The sequence below is a fragment of the Microthrixaceae bacterium genome, from assembly GCA_023957975.1.
Taxonomy (GTDB): domain Bacteria; phylum Actinomycetota; class Acidimicrobiia; order Acidimicrobiales; family Microtrichaceae; genus JAMLGM01.
Window position 1 is genome coordinate 248,831 of sequence record JAMLGM010000004.1, and the last position, 15,425, is coordinate 264,255.

The following is a 15,425-nucleotide window of genomic DNA, read 5'->3' on the forward strand; positions in this document are numbered from 1 at the left end:
GTATCGCGATCATCCTGGCGCTCTGTTACCACGCTCACATGTCGTTCGCGACCGGCGGGTTCGTCGGCGTCACCATGTTTTTCACCCTGTCGGGATTCCTCATCACCTCGCTGCTGCTGCGCGAGTTCGACCGCAACGGCAAAGTCGACCTCGGGCGATTCTGGTCGCGCCGATTCCGCCGTCTCCTGCCCGCCGGGTACGCCACGATCGCACTCGTGGTCGTCATGGGAGCCGTCGGAATCTGGGACGGCGACCAACTCCGTTCCCTTCGCAGCGACGTTCCGGGCGCCCTGGGTCAGGTACTCAACTGGGTGTTCATCGCCAAGGGCACCTCCTATGCCGGAGCCACCACCGCACCCTCGCCGCTCAACCATTTCTGGAGCCTGGCGATCGAGGAGCAGTTCTACGTGGTGTTCCCGCTGCTCGCGGCGGGCCTGCTGGCCGTTGCGCGCCGACGGCGGGCGCCGCTGGTCGCGGTGTTGATGGTGTTGGCTGCCGGTTCCGCCTGGTGGAACGCACACCTGGCCGGCACCGACCTCAACCGGGCCTATTTCGGTCTGGATACGCGCATGTCCGAACTGCTGCTGGGAGCGCTGCTGGCATGCGCCACGCTCTACCGGACCCAGATCACCAACTGGTGGCTGCGTCAGGTGACGACGCTGGTCGGCGTCGCAGCGTTGGCGACGTTGGGGTTCATCACCGCCAACGCGACGTTTTCCACCCAATGGATGTACCCCTGGGGATTCCTCCTGGTGGCGGTCTGTACCGCGGCGTTGATCGTGTCGGCGATGCAGGCCTCGGCGTTCGCCCGGGCGCTCGGCTGGAAGCCGCTCGCGTGGGTGGGCACGATCAGCTACGGGCTCTACCTGTACCACTGGCCGATCTTTCAGTGGTTGACCCCGCGGCGAACCGGACTCACGTTGTGGCCGCTGTTCGGCGTTCGCATGGCGATCACGATCGTGATCGCCGTCGTGAGCTACCGCTTCCTCGAACACCCGATCCGGACGGGTACCGCGCTGCGCGGACGAACGCTGGCCGCGGTGCTCGGCGGCGCGGCGGTGTTGCTGTTGGTGTCGTCGACCCTGGTGGCCGCGACGGCTGCACCGGCGCAGGAAAGCCTCGCCGGTCTCGAACGCAGCACCACGACCGCGCCGCCCCCACCACAACGGGTGTTGATCGTCGGCGACGAGACCGCCGCGTCGCTGATCGCGGATCCGACCACCACCGACGGGGTGATCGCCGCGGCGAACGTCGTCGTCGAGTCCTCGACCGCACCCGGATGCGGCGTGTCGTTCGGGGGGACCCGGGTGGTGAGCGGGCAATCGACCGAAGCCGTCAACCCGCCGAACTGTGCCGGGGCGGCCGAGGTCTGGTCGCAGGCGGTCGCGAGTTTTCAGCCGGACGTGGTGGTGGTGATGGCCGGTTTCTGGGACGTCACCGACCGGCAGTTCTGGTCCGAGGACCCGATTCGCCATCCGGGGGAGCAGACCTTCGACGATTTCCTGGGCACCGAGATGTTCGGCCGCACCGAGGAGTTGGCTTCGGGCGGAGCGACCGTCGCCTGGGCGACGATGGCCCCTCAGCGTCGACAGTTGCCGGGGGTTGCATTACCCCCGGAACTCGTGCCCGAGAACGACCCGGCCCGTGCGGGTGCCTATAACGCTCGCCTCAACGAGGTCGTCGAGTCGAGCGAGCGGGCACGGGTGCTCGATGTCGCCACCAAAATCGCCTCGCTCAGTAGCGATCCGTTCGACCCGACCATTCGCCCAGATGGCGCCGCACTGTCGCCGCCGGCCGCCGCCCAGGTCCTCGCATGGGCGCTCGAGGAGGTTGCCGGCATCAGCCGGGTCATCGATGCCGGCGCACTCGGCGGCACCGGCATGGTCGATCCCTTCACCCCGGGCGATCTTCCGCCCGCCCCCGCGTGGACTCCGTTGACGCTGGCGCCGAACGAGCGGCCCCGGATCATGGTGGCGGGCGATTCGGTGGCCTTCGGGTTGGGGTACGCACTGCAGAACTGGGCCGCGGCCTCGGGCACAGCGGAGTTCCTGCAGCGCGGGCAGTTCAATTGTCCGATCGCCCGCGGCGGCAGCTATCGCTTCCAGACCGAGGTGGCCGAGTTCCCCGACCGCTGCGACTGGGGGGAACAGTTCCTGACCTGGGTCGCTGAATCACGGCCCCACGAGGTGACGATCTTCAACGGGGTCTGGGACATCGTCGATCGCATCCTGCCGGGTGACCGCAAATGGCGCCACATGGGCGATCCGGTACTCGATGCATATTTCCTGCGCGAGTTGCTCACCGCGATCGACGTCTTCAGTTCCCAGGGGGCACGGGTCACCCTGCTGACCCATCACTACATCGAAAGCGGCGCCCAGAAGGGCTTCCAGGGCCTGCCGGAGTCGGAACACGCCCGCGTCGACCGGTACAACGAACTGCTGCACGAGGCCGCGGCACTTCGCCCCGGGGTCGTGAGCGTGGTCGACTTCGCCGCCGGGGTGCAGACCGGTCCGAACGGGATGGTCGACCCGGCCAATCTCACCGACGGACTGCACTTCACCGACGAGGCGCTCGTGGGCGTGTCCGAGTGGTTGGGACCGCAGTTGGTCGAACTCGCCTCACGGCCCTGACCCTTCCTCCATCACCACTTGGGATAGCCGGCAGCCGTCAATCGCCGGAGGACTCGACGGTGGGCAGCCCCTCAGGGTGTTTGGCCTTCCATGCGGTTTCGATCTCGCCGAGCAACCAACGCGCCGCGGTCACCGAGGAGGCGCGGGTGAAGTGCACACCGTCGATGCGCAGGTCGGGGGAGAACTCACCACCGGGGGAGTTCTTCATCCACGTGGCGAGGTCGACCACCACGACGTTGGTGCGCAGCGCGGCGGCCTCGTTCACCAACTCGTTGAAGCGCTCCGAGCGACCCGGCTCGGCCTCGGAGTAGGGAGGCTTCGCCATGTACATCTCGGGGTTGTAGATCGGCGAGAACGTCGGCGCCGTCAGCCAGACCACCATCGCACCGTGCGCCGACCACTCGTCCATTCGTGCACCGAGTTCCTGGCGGAGAAAGTCGTCGTAGGCGGGATCGCCGACATGGGTCCAGTCCGCGAACCCATCGGGACGACGATCTGCGATGTCCCACATGCCGCCGGCGGCCAGCACCACGTCGGGTTCGAAAAGCTGGGTCGACTCCTCGAAGTTTCCGGGTCGGCCCAGACACTCCTGGTCGGCTTGTCGTTCGAGGCCGATCCCGCGGTTCCAACCGGTGGTGCCGAACGGACAGCCGACGAGGCCACGGTTGTACACCGACACCGTCGCATCGAGCGCTGCGAGTTGCTCGAACCCGATGCCGATCGACTTGGCGAAGGAATCGCCCATGACGAGTAGGCGAAGCGGACGGGTCGCCGCGGCGGCCTCGGCGGAGTCGCGTTGTTGTGGGGCCGCATCGACGACCCCGCCGACCGACTCGAGCGCCACGAGGTCGTTGTCGTCGGGGTCGGGCAACACGGCTGCGCCTGCGGCGAGCACGGCCAGCGCCACCAGCGGCACGACCGCGCGCTGATTGCCGGTGATGAGGCGGCTGAAACGCACCGGCCGTTCGAAGACGTGGTACGACACGATGGCCAACGAGATGGTCAACGCCACCTGCATCACAGCGATGACGACCGCTGCGAGCGGCACGACGTCGGGGGTGAGCCACAACATGATCGGCCAGTGGAACAGGTAGACCCCATAGGAGATCTTGCCGAGTTCGACCAGCGCCGAGGATTCGAGGATTCGCGCCAGGGGGTAGGTGCCCGAGGTGATCGCCGCGATGATCACGCAGATCGCCGCGCCGTGAATGGAGAACCCGCCTCGATACAGCCAGGGATTCTCGATCGGCACCAGCGACCAGGACAGCACCAATCCGACCGTCGCGATGATCGACGCTACGGGCAGCAACGACCGGAAACGGTCGATGAGTCTGCCGGTGCCACCGAGGCTCAGCGCCGCGAGCACCCCGCCGATCGCCAGCTCGCCGACGCGGGTGTCGGTGCCGAGATACACCCGGTTCGAGTATTCGCCGCCCCCGAGCACCACCATGGCGAGAAAGGACAGCGCGGTGATCACCGAGAACACTCCGGCCACCGCGCTGCGCCGGTGCGCGAGCTTCATGGTGATCGCCACAACGAACGGCACCACGAGGTACGCCTGCTCCTCGACCGCAAGACTCCAGAAGTGGTTCAGCGGCGACGGAGCGTTGAACGAGGCGGCGTATTCGTTACCCGAGAGGATCTGATGCCAGTTGAACACGTAGCCGATCGCCGACCAGATCTGCCCGGGCAGGACCTGCAGTTGGCTGGCGGTGCCGATCAACGGGGTCAACACCAGAACCACGGCGAGCGTCAGCAGCGATGCCGGCATCAGCCGCCGCAAACGCCGAGGCCAGAACCCGCCGAGGTTGACGAAACCGACGCTTTCGAACTCCAGGATCAGCAGCGAGGTGATCAGGTACCCCGACAGCGTGAAGAAGGCTGACACACCGAGGAATCCGCCCTGGGTGAATCGGTGAAACCAACCGAGGTCGTTGGTCTGGCCCAGGTGGTACAACACCACCACCGCCACCGCGACGCCGCGCAACCCGTCGAGGCCGGCGATGTGGCGTAACGACGCGCGCCGAGGTGTGTGGGCGCGACGAGCAGCGCTCGGCGATGGGCCGCTGGGATCGCCACGACGTCGATCCGCGCTCGATGGGCCGGAGCGCGGGTGATCCGCACGGGTGCGGTCGGAGGTCGAACCCCTCGGTGGTGATCCGGTCGAGGAGTGGCTCGCCACGGTGTCAGCGGCCCCTGGTCGGCTCAGCGCTGGTGAAGGGAGGGCGCGGTCGAGGGGATCACCGGAGCGTCACGCCCGGTTCCCTGAGGCGACGACGCCGCCTTTTCTTCGTGGTACTCCTCTTCGACGTTGACCGCCCAGATGTCATGGTGGGCACCCTGGGCGATGTTTTCGACGGTCAACATGGCGGTGAGCATCGAATGATCGGCGTTGTTGTACTTGTGCATGCCGTTTCGTCCGACGGGATGGACGTTGGTGGCGTTGGCGGCGAGCCATGCCTTCATCACCTCGACGTTGGCGGCATAGTGCTCGTCGTAGGTCGGATACGCCTTGGGCATCCGAACGACGTAGCCCTCCGTGATCAGAGCGGGGTCGGCGAGTCCGAGGATGGCGAGCTCGCGCTTGGCGAGTTCGATGAGGTCCTCATCGGTCGAGGTCCACATTCCGTCGCCCTCGAAAACGAAGTACTCGAGGCCGAGGCAGGTGTAGCCGTCTTTGACCATGTAGGGAGACCACGAGCGGAAGTTCTGGATTCGACCGACTTTCACGTTCGGGTCATGGATGTAGATCCAGTTGTCGTCGAAGGTCTCCTCACCCTTGACCACCAGAGCCACGGTCAGGAAGTCGCGGAACTGCAGGTCATCCGCGGCACGCCGGGTGACCTCGTCGACCGGCGGGTCCATCGAGCGCAGCAGCGCCGGCATGGGCATCGAGCTGATGACGTGTTCGGCGGGGTACTCGGTGCGGGCGCCGTCGGTCGATTCCGCGACCACGGTGTGGGCGACACCGTCGCTATGGCGAATTTCCACCACTCGGGTCTGCATGATCACGTCGCCACCCTGTTCGGTGACCAGATCGGTGCAACGCTCCCACATCATGCCCGGGCCGAACTTCGGGTACTCGAACTCTTCGATGAGCGAGGCGATGTCTTTTTGGTTCCGGTTCGGCAACAGCGCGTTCACGATGGCATTGAACAGCGACAGGTTCTTGATGCGTTGCGCAGCCCAGTCGGCGGGCATGGAACTGACCGGAACCCCCCACACCTTTTCGGTATAGGTCTTGAAGAACGTGCGGTAGAGGCGCCAACCGAACCGTGCGACGAGCCACCCCTCGTAGTTGTCCTGATCCTTCGGTGGGCGGACCTGAGCGACGGCATAGGAGGCGACGCACTTGATCGCCTCGATCGGCCCGAGGTTCGTCAACGCGTTCATCGCCTTGAGCGGATAATCGAAGTACTTGCCGTTGTAGAAAATCCGACTCTTGCGCGGCCGCAACAGGAAGTCGCCCTGGGGAAGGATCTCGTGCCACAGGGCCGACACCTCAGGAACCTTGGTGAAGAAACGGTGACCACCGATGTCGAAACGCCATCCGTTGCGTTCGACCGTGCGGGAGATGCCACCGACGATGTCGTCGCTTTCCAGCACGGTGGCGTGACGTTGAACCTTGCCGAGCTGATAGGCAGCGGTGAGGCCGGCTGGCCCGGCGCCGATGATCACGACATCTCCCGATGGCGCGGCGGGTTCGGCGGTGGGGGCGACGGGGTCGGACTCAGAATTCACGAGAGCCGATGCTAGTTCTCACGCCGTGGCGAGATGGTGAACGCTCGCTATCGGTTCACAGGCGACATCGGCCCCGGCAACCATGCGAACCATCAAGATGTTGTCGGTGCGGATACTCGCGACGGGAACCGACCAGCAGTCGATCGTCTGGCGAGCGTTACCGGTGCGGTAAAAGGTGGTCATGGTCTTGTCGTGGGCGAAGGTGTCGGCGTCGGCGACGACCTCGGTGTGATGGTCGGTGAGGGTGATTTCGAAAGCCATGTAGGCATCGTGCACCCGCAGGCCTGTGGGGAACCAGGGCAGCATCGTTGGGTCTTTCCTGGGTGCGGACTGTGGACACGGCCCCTTGGCGGTGGATGCCCGGTGGATGCCCGGTGGATGCCCGGTGGAGGTGGCGGAGGCGGCGTCTCAGCCCTCGGCCAGCGAACGCGCCCAGGCGTAGTCGGGCTTGCCCGAAGGGCTTCGTCGAACGCCGGCGACCCGGACGATCGACTTCGGGGCCTTGTAGGAGGCGAGGCGCGCCTTGACGTGAGCGATGAGCTCGTCGTCGCTCACCGTCGCGTCGGGTCGCAACGACACCACCGCCACCACCTCCGAACCCCATCGCTCGCTCGCACGCCCGCACACGATGGCGTCGGTGACCGCCCGGTGAGCGGTGAGGGCCACCTCGACCTCCTCGGCGAAGACCTTCTCGCCGCCGGTGTTGATGCACACCGAGTCGCGTCCCAACAACTCAATCGTGCCGTCGGTGCGCAGCGCGGCACGGTCCCCGGCGACGCCATGGCGGACCCCGCCGATCACCGGAAAGGTCGCCGCGGTCTTCGCCTCGTCGCCGAGGTAGCCCAGCGGCATGCGGCCGGTCTGAGCGAGCCACCCGGCCACCCCCACATCCGCGGGGTCGTCGGCGTTGAGCGGACGGTCCAATCCATCGGCGAGCACGACGGCTGTCGATTCCGAGCGAAAGCCTGTCGTCGACGGTCCTGTCGCAGATGGCCCTGCTGGAGGTGGGCCTGCTGGAGATGGGCCTGCTGGAGATGGGCCTGGCGCCGCAGCCGAGCTCGCCACCGCCGAGGTCGCCACGGCCTGGCGTCCACTTTCGGAGGAGCCGAGCACGTCGACGATGGTGACCCCGTCGAGAGCACCCAACAGTTCGGCCTTCACGTGAGGGCTGAGCACGGCCCCTCCCGACAGCAGGTGGCGAAGGCTCGACATGTCGCGCGGCCGTCCGGCGCGCCGGCTCGCCTCGAGTTGGTCCAGCAGCGGCCGAGCAAAGGAGTCGCCGACGATGAGCAGGCTGGTGACGCGGTGTCGCTCGACACAGTCCAACACGTCCGCGGCGTCGAAGTGCTCGGGGTGATCCTGGATGATCACCGTCCCACCGCCCAACCAGCAGCTCAGGGCGTTCCAATGGGCGGCCCCGTGCATCAACGGTGGGGCCGGGAGCGCCCGCAACCGGCTGTGTTCGGCGGCGGCGACGATCTCGTCGATCGAATCGAAGTCGGTTCGGTCCTTGCGCCGAAGTCCGAGCGCGGAGACCACGAAGTCGGCCTGACGCCACAACACCCCTTTGGGCAGTCCCGTCGTGCCGCCGGTGTAACACACGTACAGATCGTCGCCCGAGCGCTCATCCGCGAGGCGGGCTCTCAACGCCTCCGAGGCGGGTTGGGTCACCACGTCTTCGTACCACCGGGCCCCGTCGACCAGATCGTTGCTGGATTCGTCCGCCACCTGAATGAGCGCTTCGAGATGTTCCAGCCCGGCGCGCACCTCCTGCACGAGTGGGGCGAAGGCAGAGTGGAACACCAGGACGCGGGCACGACTGTCGGCAAGGACGTAGGTGAGCTCTGCGGCGAGGTACCGATAGTTGATGTTGACGGGTGCCCACGATGCCTGCCAGGCGCCGAGCATCGCTTCGAGGTACTCGTTTCCGTTGTGCAGGTACAGCGCGACGTGTTCCTGGGTGCTTTCCCATCCGTTGGCACCCTCGAACACCCGGCGGCGGCCGGGGCGCACCCCGTGGAGCGTCTCGGCGAAGGCCGCTGCTCGGGCATCGACCTGTGCCCAACACAACCGCCGGTCGCGAAACAGCAGTGCGTCACGATCCGGGTAGGCCTGCGCGATCGCTGCGCACATGTCGGCGATGTTCAACTCCACGTCAGCTCCACGTCAGCTCCAGGTCTGTTCCACGGTGATGGCCGGTCGGATCGAAAGGCGGCAGGGCCGCTTCAACCTGCCGGGCTCGGAACCTAGCGGCCTGCGAACATGGTGGCCATGACGACGCCAGAGACCTCATCGTCCGTCACTCGATTCGAACAGATCGACGACGGCATCTTCCAGCTCACCCTCGATCGACCCGATGCGCTCAACGCCCTCGACCTGGCGCTCATCGCCGACCTCGAGCGCCGATTCGCGGCGTTTGGCCGGATGCGAGGGCTCCGTGCGGTGATCCTGACCGGGGCCGGGCGAGCATTCTGCGCTGGTTTGGACCTGGCGGCGATCGATCCCTCTGCTGCGTTCGAGTCGGAAGTCCGGCCTGAGGATTCCCACCTCGACCCGGCCGCTGCAGAACCGCCGGGACGCGCTCAGCTCGGCATGGCGCTGCAAAAGCGCATCGCCGGGTTGATGCTGGCGTTGCGCGAACAACCGGTGCCGGTCATCGCCGCCGTGAACGGCGCTGCGGTCGGCGGCGGACTCGCCCTCGCGTTGGCCTCCGACATCCGGATCGGATCGCAATCCGCACGATTCGGTGATGCCTTCGTGAGGATCGGCATCAGTGGCTGCGACGTCGGAGTGAGCTGGATGCTGCCCAGAATCGTCGGCGCCGGCCGCGCGCACGAGCTCATGTTGACGGGGCGCATCATCGACGCGGCTGAAGCGCAGTCCATCGGATTGCTCACCGACGTCGTGGCGGCCGATCAACTCGTCGAGCGGGCAGTGGAGGTCGCCAGGATGATTCGGCGCAACTCGCCCTTCGGCGTGTGGATGACCAAGGAGGTCAGCTATGCGAATCAGGCGATCTCGTCGATGCGCGCCGCGATCGACCTGGAAAACCGCACCCAGATCCTGGCCTCGTTCACCGAGGACACCGGCGAGGCGGTCGGGGCGTTTTTCGAAAAACGCGAACCGCGCTTTTCGAACCGCTAGTGCCGTGGGCGGTCAGCGCCCAATGGTCACCGGGGTGGTGACGGGCTGCAACGGGAAATGGCAGGCCACGTAATGCGGTGAGTCGGCGTTGGCCACGGCGGTCATCTGCGGCTCCACCGACGAACACACGTCCTGCGCGTTCGGGCAGCGGGTTCGGAACCGGCACCCCGACGGGGGATTGAGCGGGGACGGAAGGTCGCCCTCCAGACGCCAGGTCGTGTCGATGGACAGCGACGGGTCCGGGTGGGGGATAGCACTGATCAACGCTCGGGTGTAAGGATGCGCCGGTGCGCTGAACAAGGCATCAGGAGCGGCGACCTCGCACATCTTGCCCAGGTACATCACCGCGATCCGATCCGAGATGTTCTTCACGACGGCGAGGTCGTGCGCGATGAACACCATCGTCAGGCCATAGCGGGCCTTCATGTCCTCGAGCAGGTTGAGGACCTGAGCCTGCACCGAGACGTCAAGCGCCGACACCGGTTCGTCACAGATGATGAGCTTCGGGTCGGTCACCACCGCCCGGGCGATGGAGATCCGCTGGCACTGACCGCCGGAGAACTCGTGGGGACGGCGAACCGCGGCGGCCGCCGGATCGACGCCGACCGCGGAAAGCACCTCGTCAACTTTCGCTGCCCGGTCTGTGTCGGATCCGCGCTTCCAGATCCGGAGGGGTTCGGACACGATCTGGGTGATCGTGCGTCGAGGGTTCAGCGAGGAGATGGGATCCTGGAAGATCATCTGCATCTTCGGCCGCGTCGAGCGCAGTTGTTCCCCGCGAAGTGACGTCATGTCGACGCCATCGAAGCTCACACGTCCGGAGGTCGGCTTCGGAAGCTGCATGATGGCCTTGCCGGTGGTCGACTTTCCGCACCCGGATTCGCCCACGAGCCCGAGGGTTTCTCCGTCGGCCACATCGAAGCTGATGTTGGAAACGGCCTGGACCTTGTCGCGGGTCCCTTTGACGGCGAACTCCATGACGAGGTTCTCGACACGCAACAGCACATCGTCGCGAAGGTGGGCGGTTCCACTGCCAGCCATCACTGACCTCCGGTCGTCGGGTTCGGGGCGAATGCGGCCTCTGCGGTGGTCACGGTCATGGCGGTGCCGCCGTGCGCCTGACCACCCGGTGCCGGACCGGACGATGCCATGTCACCCGGTGTTGGACCTGCCGGGGCCCCGACCGTGTGGGGAGCCGACGTCGGCTTCGGTGTGAATGCGACGGGGAAGTGACACGCAAACAGGTGGTCGGGATCCGCAGGATCTGCAACCAGCGGGGGCCGATCGGTATGGCAACGATCCTGCGCGTAGGAGCAGCGCGGAGCGAAGGCGCAGCCTGCCGGCGGGTTGATCAGCACCGGCGGCGCCCCACCGATGGCGGCGAGTCGGGTGTGGCTCGGCGCATCGAGGGTCGGGATCGACTTGAGCAGCGCCTCGGTGTAGGGGTGGCGCATGCGTCCGAACAGCGACCGGGTCGGCGCATGTTCGACGATACGGCCGGCATACATGACCGCGATCTCGTCGGCACGTCCCGCGACCACCCCGAGGTCGTGGGTGACCAACACGACCGCCATGAAACGCTCGCGTTGCTGATCGTCGAGCAGATCGAGGATCTGGGCCTGAACCGTCACGTCGAGGGCGGTGGTCGGCTCGTCGGCGAACAGCAGCTTCGGTCCGCAGGCGAGCGCTACGGCGATCACGATGCGTTGGCGCATGCCGCCGGAGAGCTGCCCGGGATACTCGTTGAAGCGCTTCTCGGGGGCCGGAATCTTGACCGCCTTCAACAGGGCGATCGCCGTGTCCTTGGCGGTCTGACGGTCCATCCCGAGGTTCAGGCGCAGCGACTCGGTGATCTGGCGACCGATCTTCATGACCGGATTCAGCGAGGTCATCGGATCCTGGAACACCATCGACATCTCGGTGCCCCACAGCTTGCGGTAGTCGGCCTCGGAGCGCCCGACGAGCTCCGATCCTTCGTAAAGGATGCTGCCCGACATCTCGAGCGTGCGTCGGGGCAGCAGCCCCATGACCGCCTTGGAGGTCACCGATTTGCCCGATCCCGACTCGCCGACGATGCCAAGGGTCTTGCCTCGTCCGAGGGTGAAGCTGATGTCGTCGACGGAACGGACCTTGCCGCGCGGGGTGTTGAAGAACACCGACAGGTTCTTGACCTCGAGCAGGTGATCGCCCTTGATGCGCGCCTGAGCGGGTTCCGGCACGGAAATGACGTCGTTCACAGCGCACTCTCCCGGACGTTGAACTTGCGGCGCAGCGCGTCTCCGAGCAGGTTCAGCGCGCACACGGTCACCACGATCGGCACGGTCGGCACGAAGACCAGGTGCGGCATCTTCCGGAAACTGTCGGCTCCAGCGGCGATGACGGCACCCCAACTCACATCGTCGCCGCCCACGCCCATGCCGATGATCGAAAGCCCTGCCTCGGTCACGATTGCGATGCCGACCGCGAGCAGCGCGATCGACATCATCGCCGGAACGACATTCGGAAGCACCTCGCGAAGGATGATCCGATGTGGTCGGGCTCCGAGCGCCTTCGCCGCCATGACGAATTCGCGCTGGGACCACGACATCGCCGACACTCGAGCGATCCGGCCGAGGATCGGTGTGGCGACCACGGTGACGGCGATCATGATGGCGCGTACCCGACGTTCAGGGGCGCCCGCCGAATAACTGAAGACCAGCAGCATCGCCAGCACCAACGGAGGGAACGCGATCATGACGTCGAGCAGGATCGACACGACGGTGTCGACACGACCGCGGAAATACCCCGACAGCATCCCGAGCAGCCCGCCGAGCAGCGTGGCGCCGGCGATCGACACCACGGCGATGGTGATGGTCGTGCGGGTGCCGAGAAAGACCATGCTGAACACGTCGCGTCCGGCGTCGTCGACCCCGGCGAGGTGGCGCACCTTTCCCTCGGCGCGGCCCGAGTCGCGCTGTTCGCGTGCCGCCTTGGTGTCGCGACACCCGAGTGGATCGTAGATCGGCAGCCCGCTGCCATCGCCGCACGCCCGCAGCGCTCGTGATCCCTCCTCGATCGGTGTGGCCTTGAGGAGCCCGCCGAAGAGGGACACCAGGACGAGCAGGATGAGCCAGGCGGCACACACCCAGCCGACCGCACCGAGTTTCTGTTTCGAGGCCTTGACCGCGACGGCGGTCTCGGCTGCAGGGTCAGTCATCGTGTCAGGCATGTCGGATCCGGGGATCGAGGACGGTGTAGAGCAGGTCGACCAGGAAATTGATGAGCACGAACAAGATGCCGATCACGGCGATGAAGCTCTGCGCCGCGATGTATTCGCGGCTGAACACCGCCGTCACGAGCTTGAGCCCCATTCCGTCGATGCCGAAGATCTTCTCCACGATGACCGCCGTGGAGATCATGGACCCGACGTTGAGGCCTGCCACGGTGAGCAGGGTGAGCGAGCTCGGCCGTAGTGCATGGCGAAACAGGATGCGTTGCGATCCGAGGCCCTTCGCCCGAGCCATGGTGATGTAGTCCTCCTGGAGCGTGGAGATCATGTCGCTACGCAACAGGCGGTAGTAGACCGCGATTTGGGCCACCGACATGACGGCGACCGGCAACACCGCATGGCGGAAATGATCGCCGACCCCCTCGCTGAGGGGTGGCCATCCGCGTTCGGGCAGCAGGTTCCATTTGAAGACGAAGTACTGCTTGGCGAGGTAGGCCAGGACGAAGGCCGGGATGGAAATGGCGAAGAACGCTCCGATGTTCGACATCCGATCGAAGAGGCGGTCGGCGCGGTATGCGGCGAAAACCCCCAGCGGGATGGCGAAGGCCAACGCGACGATCTGCGTGTACACCATGAGTTGCAGCGAGATCGGCAACGTGCGCCGGACATCGGCGGCCGGGTCGCCGGCTGCGTGGTAATACTTGCCGAGGTCGCCTCGAACGAAGTTGCCCGCCCAGCGCGTGTACTGGGTGACCACCGACTCGTTCAGTCCGATGTCGTCGCGGATCTGTTCGATCGTCGCGGGGTCGGCGCCGAGGCCGATGATCTCCGCGGGATCGCCGGGGATCAAACGCAACGAGAAGAACGCGACGAGTGACAACAAGAAGATGACGACGATGAGTTGCAGGAAGCGACGTCCCAGAAGTCTCATGTGGGGTTCCTCACGCTCGAACCGTGGGCGGCGAAGAATCGCCACCGATGGAGAAACGGGGTCTCCGAGGAGTGGCCTCGGAGACCCCGTTGCTCGCCTTACCTACTGATCGACCCAGGTCTCGGCGAGGGAATGCCAGCCCCACGTCACCCCTGGGGTGGCCGATCCGTCCGGAAGCGTCGACCCGGTGATGTTGTGCACCTTCGTCGAGGCTCCGACGGCCCACTCGGTATACCAGTTCCACTGGTTGTAGCGGCCCTTGGCGAACGCCCGGTTCAGGTCTTCGTAGATCGTCTTGCGCTCAGCCGGATCGGTCGAGACCCGGCCCCGATCGAGGGCATCGTCGATCGCAGGATCGTTGATCTTGCCGAAGTTCACCGGGGAATCGGAATGCCACCAGTTGTACTCGGTGTCGGGGTCGAGGCCCGGGTGGTTACGCCACAAGATGATGTTGAAGTTGCCGCCGAGGGCCTGGTCGATGAGCGCCGCCTGGTCCATGACCTCGACGACGGAGTCGACGCCGACGTCCTTGAGCTGGGCCGCAACCGATTCGGCGAGCAGCTTCACCGTCGGGTCGGTCGCATACTTGATGCTCACGCTGAGGTTCTTGCCGGCGAAGAACTCCTCGGCGGCATCCGGGTCGTACTCGAGCGTCTCGATGTCCTCGAGGTAGCCGAGGACATCGGTGTCGAATGGCTGATCGGCGGTTCGGAACTTGCCACCCGAGTTGATTTCGTTGAGTTCCTCGCGGTCGATCGCCATGCCCAGATGTTCACGGATCTCGATGTCATCGGTGGGGGCCTTGGCGTTGTTGACCAAGCCGTAGCCGATCTCCATGTGCCCCGGAGCTTCCTTCAACAGCTGGAGAGCATCGTTGTCGGTGATCGAGTCGAACTGGTCCTGGCCACTGAAGTGCCCGGCGTCGATCGACCCGGCTTCGAGCGCATCGACACGATCGGTTCCACCGACGATCGGCTTGAACGTCAGCGAGTCGAGGTAGGGAAGCTGGCGGCCTTCGGCGTCGGTACGCCAGTAGTTCGGATTCTTGGACAGCTTCATTTCCGAGTTCGGTGTCCAATTGTCGACCTTGAACGGTCCGGTTCCGATGAGGTTCTCCTTGCAGTGCTCCTCGCCACCGACCATCTGCGACTCGGCCATGATGCCGTTGCGGCCGCCGGCGAGGAACTGAGGCAGCGCCATCCACGGGGTCTTCGTGTGGATCGTCACCGTCAGCGGATCATCGACCGTGACCTCTGCGATGTTCATGAACACGAACAGGAACAACAGTGAGTTGAGGTTGGTCTTTTCTTTGGCCGCCGCATCGCCACGCCACGAATCGATGTTGAGTTTCACGACGTCCGCGGTGAGTGGCGATCCGTCGTGGAAGGTGATGCCTTCGCGCAACTTGATGCTGAGCGCGGTGTACTCGGGGTTCCAGGAATAGGACTCCGCGAGGTAGGGCTGAACCTCGTAGTTCTCGTCGAGCGCGAACAACGAGTCGTAGATCGCGTTCGCAACCTGGATGCCTCCGGCGGCGAGCTGCGCCGTGGCGAGGCAGTAACCACCCGAGGCGTCAGCCTCGATGGCGTAGGTCAACGACCCGCCCGGGGTCGGGGTGCCCTCATCCTGGGTGCCGTTGGCGATCGTCGTCTCGTTGTTGTCGCCGTCGTCGTCGCTTCCGCTGTCGCTGCCGCCGCACGAGCTCATGACGAGCGAGGAGGCGAGGAGGAGAGCGGCGATTCGGACGCTTCGCCGTGATCGGTTCTGCACG

Annotated in this window: 11 protein-coding genes; 2 read left to right on the top strand and 9 right to left on the bottom strand. The window is 65.6% G+C overall.

Features of this window, described 5'->3' with window-relative positions; all coding sequences use genetic code 11:
- The first annotated feature begins 38 nt into the window (after window positions 1–38).
- The gene (locus tag M9952_07925) at window positions 39–2,630 is read left to right on the top strand and encodes an acyltransferase (protein ID MCO5312844.1); all 2,592 of its coding nucleotides are present in this window, start codon (window positions 39–41) and stop codon (window positions 2,628–2,630) included.
- 37 nt (window positions 2,631–2,667) lie between these two features.
- Here M9952_07925 and M9952_07930 read toward each other — a convergent pair whose 3' ends face one another.
- The 4 genes from M9952_07930 to M9952_07945 form a co-directional block, all read right to left on the bottom strand.
- The gene (locus M9952_07930) at window positions 2,668–4,812 is read right to left on the bottom strand and encodes an acyltransferase family protein (GenBank protein MCO5312845.1); all 2,145 of its coding nucleotides are present in this window, start codon (window positions 4,810–4,812) and stop codon (window positions 2,668–2,670) included.
- A gap of 23 nt (window positions 4,813–4,835) precedes the next feature.
- Window positions 4,836–6,371 carry an NAD(P)/FAD-dependent oxidoreductase gene (locus M9952_07935; protein MCO5312846.1) on the bottom strand — a complete coding sequence of 512 codons (1,536 nt, stop codon included), beginning with the start codon at window positions 6,369–6,371 and terminating at the stop codon, window positions 4,836–4,838.
- Between the two features lie 18 nt (window positions 6,372–6,389).
- Entirely contained in the window at window positions 6,390–6,632 is a 243-nt protein-coding gene (locus M9952_07940) for a hypothetical protein (protein ID MCO5312847.1), read from the bottom strand.
- 147 nt (window positions 6,633–6,779) lie between these two features.
- Entirely contained in the window at window positions 6,780–8,525 is a 1,746-nt protein-coding gene (locus tag M9952_07945; protein MCO5312848.1) for an AMP-binding protein, read from the bottom strand.
- A 117-nt stretch (window positions 8,526–8,642) separates the two neighbouring features.
- On the opposite strand from M9952_07945, the gene M9952_07950 reads away from it, so the two are divergent.
- The gene (locus M9952_07950; protein ID MCO5312849.1) at window positions 8,643–9,515 is read left to right on the top strand and encodes an enoyl-CoA hydratase/isomerase family protein; all 873 of its coding nucleotides are present in this window, start codon (window positions 8,643–8,645) and stop codon (window positions 9,513–9,515) included.
- 12 nt (window positions 9,516–9,527) lie between these two features.
- On the opposite strand, the gene M9952_07955 is transcribed toward M9952_07950, so the two are convergent.
- From M9952_07955 to M9952_07975, 5 genes are all read right to left on the bottom strand, one after another.
- Complete coding sequence (locus M9952_07955; GenBank protein ID MCO5312850.1) at window positions 9,528–10,556, bottom strand: ATP-binding cassette domain-containing protein; 1,029 nt, start codon at window positions 10,554–10,556, stop codon at window positions 9,528–9,530.
- Window positions 10,556–11,752, bottom strand: a complete 1,197-nt coding sequence (locus tag M9952_07960; protein ID MCO5312851.1) for an ABC transporter ATP-binding protein — start codon at window positions 11,750–11,752, stop codon at window positions 10,556–10,558. The genes M9952_07955 and M9952_07960 overlap by 1 nt, the downstream gene beginning before the upstream one ends.
- Window positions 11,749–12,711 (bottom strand): ABC transporter permease, encoded by a 963-nt coding sequence (locus tag M9952_07965; GenBank protein MCO5312852.1) that lies wholly within the window; start codon window positions 12,709–12,711, stop codon window positions 11,749–11,751. The genes M9952_07960 and M9952_07965 overlap by 4 nt, the downstream gene beginning before the upstream one ends.
- Before the next feature lie 4 nt (window positions 12,712–12,715).
- Window positions 12,716–13,654 (bottom strand): ABC transporter permease, encoded by a 939-nt coding sequence (locus M9952_07970; protein MCO5312853.1) that lies wholly within the window; start codon window positions 13,652–13,654, stop codon window positions 12,716–12,718.
- Between the two features lie 102 nt (window positions 13,655–13,756).
- On the bottom strand, window positions 13,757–15,424 hold the full coding sequence (locus M9952_07975; GenBank protein ID MCO5312854.1) for an ABC transporter substrate-binding protein: 1,668 nt from the start codon (window positions 15,422–15,424) through the stop codon (window positions 13,757–13,759).
- Between the last annotated feature and the right edge of the window lies 1 nt (window position 15,425).

Excerpts from the sequence above, each read along its gene's own strand:
- M9952_07925 (MCO5312844.1), top strand. The coding sequence starts at position 39 with ATGTCGTTCGCGACCGGCGGGTTCGTCGGCGTCACCATGTTTTTCACC.
- M9952_07940 (MCO5312847.1), bottom strand. The coding sequence starts at position 6,632 with ATGGCTTTCGAAATCACCCTCACCGACCATCACACCGAGGTCGTCGCC.
- M9952_07950 (MCO5312849.1), top strand. The coding sequence starts at position 8,643 with ATGACGACGCCAGAGACCTCATCGTCCGTCACTCGATTCGAACAGATC.
- M9952_07955 (MCO5312850.1), bottom strand. The coding sequence starts at position 10,556 with ATGGCTGGCAGTGGAACCGCCCACCTTCGCGACGATGTGCTGTTGCGT.
- M9952_07965 (MCO5312852.1), bottom strand. The coding sequence starts at position 12,711 with ATGACTGACCCTGCAGCCGAGACCGCCGTCGCGGTCAAGGCCTCGAAA.
- M9952_07970 (MCO5312853.1), bottom strand. The coding sequence starts at position 13,654 with ATGAGACTTCTGGGACGTCGCTTCCTGCAACTCATCGTCGTCATCTTC.